This window comes from Sphingomonas sp. (genome assembly GCF_035490575.1).
Lineage (GTDB): Bacteria > Pseudomonadota > Alphaproteobacteria > Sphingomonadales > Sphingomonadaceae > Sphingomonas.
On the sequence record NZ_DATJLI010000040.1, the window covers coordinates 1 to 5,932 of the forward strand.

Consider the following 5,932-nt stretch of genomic DNA (forward strand, 5'->3'; position numbering starts at 1 on the left):
CGGCCTGCGCCGCGCGGGCATCGGCGTCGCGTTCGCTGGCCAGTTGCGCCTCGATGCTGGTGCACGGCGTCGCCACCCCGGCGACCGACTGGCCCGCTTCACGAAGGAACGCCATCAATTCGGCATCGGCGATGGCAAAGCCGAACCCGGCATCGCCGTCATCGGCGCGCGTGATCGCCGAATTGACGCCCAGCACGCGCCCGCACGCGTCGAGCAGCGGCCCGCCCGAATTGCCCCGCGCGATCCCGGCGGTGTGCAGCAGCACCTGTGTCCCGCCAAGCGAGCGCACGCCGGAATAATTGCCCTGGCTTCGCACCGGCGATTGCGGGCGGATGAAGTCGGCGGCGGACTGCGCGGTCGCCAGGTCGACATTGCCCGGATAGCCCAGCGACACCAGCGCCTGACCATCCTCCACCGCGCCGGTATAGAGCGTGAGCGGCGGCAGGCGCACTTCGCCGAATTCGATCAGCGCCAGGTCGCGCGCGGGATCGACCGCAATCAGGCGGCCCTGCACCGACCGCTCGCCTTCGCTCGGCACCACGCCGACGACGACATTATCCGGGTATCGCGCCGCCAGTTCGACGACATGGGCGTTGGTGACGACGCGGTTCGGCGCAACGGCAAAGCCCGATCCGTGGCCGAAATCGACCACTTCGTCATCGACCATCGCCACCGTCACCACCCGCACCACCCCGCGCGCGGCGGCGGAGATGTCGTCGGCGCGGGCAGGGGCGATGGCGACGACCAGCATCGCCAGCAGGATCAACATGCGCGTCAAGAAACAGGCTCCGGCAGGGTGAACCTTACACATCCGCCATGCATGGCCGGCGTTCAAGGGGGTCACACGAAACTATAGGGGTCGACATCGACCGCGACGCGCACCCTTGCCGGCCAGTCGACGCCGCCCAGCCAGTCGCGAATGGCGTCCTGCACCGGAAAGACCCGGCGCGCATGGACCAGCAAGCGGAAGCGGTGGCGGCCGCGCAGCATGGCGAGCGGCGCGGGGGCGGGGCCGAATACGTCCATCCCCTCCACCCGCGGCGCGGCGCGGCCGATGGCGCGGGCGGTGTCGTGCGCGGCGTCCTTGTCCTCGCTCGACACGATGATCGCGGCGAAGCGGCCGAATGGCGGCGCATCGGCATCGCGCCGCGCCTCGGTCTCCGCCTCGTAAAAGCTCTCGGCGTCGCCCGACACCAGCGCCTGCATGACGGGCGCGCGCGGGTCGTGCGTCTGGATATAGACACGGCCGGGCTTTTCCCCCCGCCCGGCGCGCCCGGCGACCTGCATGATCTGTTGGAAGCTGCGCTCTGCCGCGCGCAAATCGCCGCCCGACAGACCCAGGTCGGCGTCGATCACGCCCACCAGCGTCAGGTCGGGGAAGTGATAGCCCTTGGTAATCAACTGCGTGCCGACGACGATGTCGATTTCCCGCGCTTCCATCCGTGCGACGAACTCGGCGGCCTTGGCTGGGGACCAGATGGTGTCGGACGTGACGACGGCGATGCGCGCGTTGGGCCACAGCGCCGCGGCTTCGTCCGCGATCCGCTCGACACCGGGACCGCAGGCGACCAGCGATTCCTCCTCCTTGCATTCCGGGCAGGCGCGCGGGGTGGGCAGGACATGGCCGCAGTGATGACAGGCCAGCCGCCGGATCAGCCGGTGCTCGACCATCCAGGCCGTGCAGTTGGGACACTGGAAACGGTGGCCGCAGGTTCGGCACAAGGTCAGCGGCGCATAGCCGCGCCGGTTGAGGAACAGCAACGCCTGCTCGCTGCGCTCCAGCGTGTCGTCGATCGCGCGCGACAGGGTGGGGGCGATCCAGCGACCGCGCGGCGGCGGGTCGCGGAGCAGGTCGATGGCCTCAATCGCGGGCATCTGCGCGGCGCCATACCGGCCCGGCAGCTTCAGTTCGGCATAGCGGCCCAGCGCCACCTGCTGCCGCGTCTCGATCGCCGGGGTCGCGGTCGCCAGCACGACGGGGCATTGTTCGAACAGCCCGCGCATCACCGCAACGTCGCGGGCGTGATAATGCACGCCGTCTTCCTGCTTGAAGCTGGTCTCGTGCGCCTCGTCCACGACGATCAGGCCCAGGTCGGGATAGGGCAGGAACAGCGCGGACCGCGCGCCGACCACCACCTTTGCCTGTCCGCTGGCGATGGCGCGCCACGCGCGGCGGCGCTGCGACTGGCGCAGGTCGGAATGCCATGCAACAGGTTGACAGCCGAAACGGGCGTGGAAGCGTTTCAGGAACGGTTCGGTCAGCGCGATTTCGGGGAGCAGCACCAGCGTCTGCCGCCCGGCGGCGAGCGCCTGTGCCACGCCCTCGAAATAGGTTTCGGTCTTGCCCGATCCGGTCACGCCGTCGAGCAGGAAGGGCTGGAACGCGCGCGCCGCCACCGCCGCGCGCAAGGTGGCGGCGACTTCGGCCTGATCGGCGGACAAAGCGGGCGGGGCATGATCGGCGTCGGGCGCGGGATAGGGCAGGTCGATGTCGACCTCCACCGCCTCGATCGCGCCGGTCTTGACCAGCCCGCGAATCACCGCGTCGGACACGTCGGCGATCGTCGCCAGTTCACGCACCAGCCCCTGCCGGTCGCCGATCCGCGCCAGCGCCTGTTCGCGCTGCGGCGTCAGCCGGTCGGGCATTTGGCCCGTCGCGCGATATTCGACCGCCAGCTTCACTCCCTCCAGCGCCGAGCTGGACGGCAACGCCATGCGGACCACGCTGGCGAGCGGGGCCAGATAATAATCGGCGGTCCATTCGATCAGGCGGCGCAAGGGGGCGGGGATGGGCGGCACATCGGCCACCGCGATCAGGTTGCGGAGCCGGTTGTCGCCCACTTCCTCGCTGGGCAGGCGATCGGCCTCCCACGCGACGCCCAGCAACTGGCGCGGCCCGAGCGGGGCGACGACGATCGACCCCGGCTCGACCGCCATACCCGCAGGCACCCGGTAATCGAGCGGGCCGAGCGCGGAGTTCATGACGATGACGCGGCTGCGCTGCCCTGGCATGGCCCCTAGGTAGCGGTTGCGGCGACGAAGGAAAGGGTCAGGCGCTGGCGGCGCGCGCGGTGCCGCGCCGTTCGCGCTTCGCCTGGTAAAGCGCGGTGTCGGCGGCGTGGAGCAGGTCGCGCACCCGGTCCATGCCCGGCTGGTGCCGCGCCCAGCCGATCGTCCCGGCGCAGGTCAGGTTGACCGGCCCGAGCGCGATCGGCCGCGCCAGATGATCGAGCAGCCGGTCGATCCGCGCAGACAGGTCGCGAGTCGCCGCGCCCTCGACGATCAGCGCGAATTCGTCGCCGCCCAGCCTTGCCGGATAGATGTCGGCCAGCCATTCGGCGCGCAGTCGCTGGCCATAGGCGCGCAGCACATCGTCGCCGATGACATGGCCGTGGGTGTCGTTCACCGCCTTGAATCCGTCCAGATCGATCAGCACCAACGCCAGCGTGCTGCCGGTGTCGCGCGCGCGGGCCAGCGCTTCGTCCAGCCGCTCGTCAAAGCCGGCCCGATTGGCGATGCCGGTCAGCGCGTCGACATGGGCCGACCGCCGCAGTTGCTGTTCCATCAGCCAGCGCGTCGTCACGTCCTGAAACACGCCGTTCAGCGCGGTAACGATGCCGCCTTCCTGCTCCACTTCGCCGCGCGCGCGAACCCGCAACTGGCGTCCGGTCGCCGTGACGAAATCGGTCTCAAAGTCGAACGGCGTGCCGGTTTGCAGCGACCGGGCGAGTGATTCGGACACCTGCGCGCGGGCGTGCGGAGGATAGAAATCGAGCGCGCCGGGCAGCGACGGGGCAAAGTCGTGCCCGACATCGTGGATGCGGCGCACGCCATCGGACCATTCAAGTGTCGCGGCGACCGGTTCGTATCGAAAGGCGCCGATCATCGCCAGACGCTCCGCCTGACGGAATGTCTGTTCCTGTCGCCGCAGCACCACGGCCTGGGCGTGCGCCTGTTGCGCCAGCACCAGCGCGCGTCGGGCGGCGCTGCGCGCCTCGATCACGCGTTCGGCCAGGCGCGCCAGCCCCGACAGCGTAGCCAGCTGGTCGGCATCGATCGTCTGTGGCTGCGGCCCGAACACGCACAGCGCGCCGATCGTCGCGCGGCCCGCATCCCCCGCATCGGCGGCGATCGGCGCACCGGCGTAAAAGCGGATGCCGCCGTCGCGCACCAGCGGGCCGTGGGCAAAACGGCTATCCTGGCGCGCGTCGGGCACCACCATCACCGTGCTCTGGCCGATCGTGTGGTGACAGAAACTGTCCTCGCGCGGGATGACGCCGGCATCGGTGCCGTGGCGGCCGATGATGTGCTGTTCGCGCGAATCGATCAGCGTGACCGCGCCCATCGGCGCGCCGATCAGCCGCGCGGCCAGCGCGGCGAGCGCGTCCAGTTCCTCCCCCGGTGCCTGATCGATCAGGTCCAGCGCGCGCAACACCTCGATCCGGCGCGCCTCTTCATCGGGATCGCTCATGGTCATCGGCCTGGGCTAAGGGCGCGTCGGTTAACAGCTGGTAAGGGGCGCGACGAACCACTTGGGGGCAGTGTTCGCACTATACGGAACCAGCGCGAGCCGGTAAGGCGCGCGCGACCAATTTCCGCGCAAGAGGTGCTCCGATGAAGTTCTTCGCCGATACCGCTAACGTCGACGATATCCGCGAGCTGGCCGAGGCCGGCCTGCTCGACGGCGTGACCACCAATCCGTCGCTGATCGCCAAGGCGGGCCGCGATTTCATCGAAGTGACGCGTGAGATCTGCGGGCTGGTCGACGGTCCCGTTTCGGCCGAAGTGGTCGCGCTCGACCATGCCGAAATGATGCGTGAGGCCGAGATTCTCCGCAAGATCGCCGACAATGTGACGATCAAGGTGCCGCTGACGATCGACGGCCTCAAGACGTGCAAGGCGTTGAGCGACGATGGCACGATGGTCAATGTCACCCTGTGCTTCTCGGCTAACCAGGCGCTGCTGGCGGCCAAGGCGGGCGCGACCTTCATCTCGCCGTTCGTTGGTCGTCACGACGACAACGGCTTCGACGGAATGCAGTTGATCGCCGACATCCGCCAGATTTACGATAATTACGCTTTCGACACCGAAATTCTGGTCGCGAGTGTCCGCCACCCGATCCATGTGCTGGAAGCCGCCAAGATCGGCGCCGACGTGATGACCGCGCCCCCTTCGGTCATCAAGCAACTGGTCAAGCACCCGTTGACCGACAAGGGCATCGAAGGCTTCCTGGCCGACTGGGCCAAGACGGGTCAGACGATCGGCTGATCGACAAAGACGGGCGCGCGGTTCGACAGGGCCGCGCGCACCGCCTCCATCTGGTTCGCGCTGCCGATCAATGCGGCCTGCTCGCGCGCTTCGGCGGCGAGGATCGCTCCCGCGTCCGGCGCGGTCATCAGCGCCGCCAGTCGTTTTGCGGCGCGGATCGCGTCGGGGTTTTGCGCCGCGATCGTGCGCGCGGTCGCCATCGCTTCCGTCAGCGGATCGGCGGCAATGCGCGTGACGAAGCCCAGCCGCTCAGCCTCCGCTCCATCGAACTGGCGGGCGGTATAGGTGCATTCGCGCAGCACGTCGGCGCGCACCACGCCGCGCCACAGCGCATGGCCGCCCATGTCGGGGACGATGCCCCATTTCAGCTCCATGACCGACAACCGGGCATCGGGTGCGGCAATGCGGATGTCGGCGCCGCCGGCGATCTGAAGCCCGCCGCCCAGCACCGGGCCGTGCAGCGCGGCGACGACCGGCATGGGCAGCGTCCGCCACCCCCACGCCACCTGCTGATAACGATTGGCGATGCCGTGCACCGGATCGTTCAGCGCCGCCCCGACGCCGCCCGCCATGCTGGCCATGTCCAGCCCCGCGCAAAAGCCGCGACCCGCGCCCGACAGCACGACCGCGCGCACATCGGCCATCGCGCCCAGCCGGTCGATCG

General features: G+C 69.3%; 5 protein-coding genes. 1 reads left to right on the forward strand and 4 read right to left on the reverse strand.

Annotated features, from left to right (window positions below):
- From VL973_RS02695 to VL973_RS02705, 3 genes are all read right to left on the reverse strand, one after another.
- A partial coding sequence (locus VL973_RS02695) for a S1C family serine protease (RefSeq protein ID WP_325282495.1) occupies positions 1-769 on the reverse strand: 769 nt, incomplete at its 3' end.
- Positions 770-840: 71 nt separating this feature from the next.
- Complete coding sequence (locus VL973_RS02700) at positions 841-3,012, reverse strand: primosomal protein N' (protein WP_325282491.1); 2,172 nt, start codon at positions 3,010-3,012, stop codon at positions 841-843.
- 37 nt (positions 3,013-3,049) lie between these two features.
- A complete protein-coding gene (locus VL973_RS02705; RefSeq protein ID WP_325282492.1) occupies positions 3,050-4,471 on the reverse strand; it encodes a diguanylate cyclase domain-containing protein in 1,422 nt (473 codons plus the stop codon).
- A 143-nt stretch (positions 4,472-4,614) separates the two neighbouring features.
- Here VL973_RS02705 and fsa point away from each other — a divergent pair, with 143 nt between their 5' ends.
- On the forward strand, positions 4,615-5,268 hold the full coding sequence (gene fsa / locus VL973_RS02710) for a fructose-6-phosphate aldolase (RefSeq protein WP_325282493.1): 654 nt from the start codon (positions 4,615-4,617) through the stop codon (positions 5,266-5,268).
- Here fsa and VL973_RS02715 read toward each other — a convergent pair.
- Positions 5,253-5,932, reverse strand: a 680-nt coding sequence (locus VL973_RS02715; RefSeq protein WP_325282494.1) for a crotonase/enoyl-CoA hydratase family protein, incomplete at its 5' end; no start/stop codon positions are given. The genes fsa and VL973_RS02715 overlap by 16 nt on opposite strands.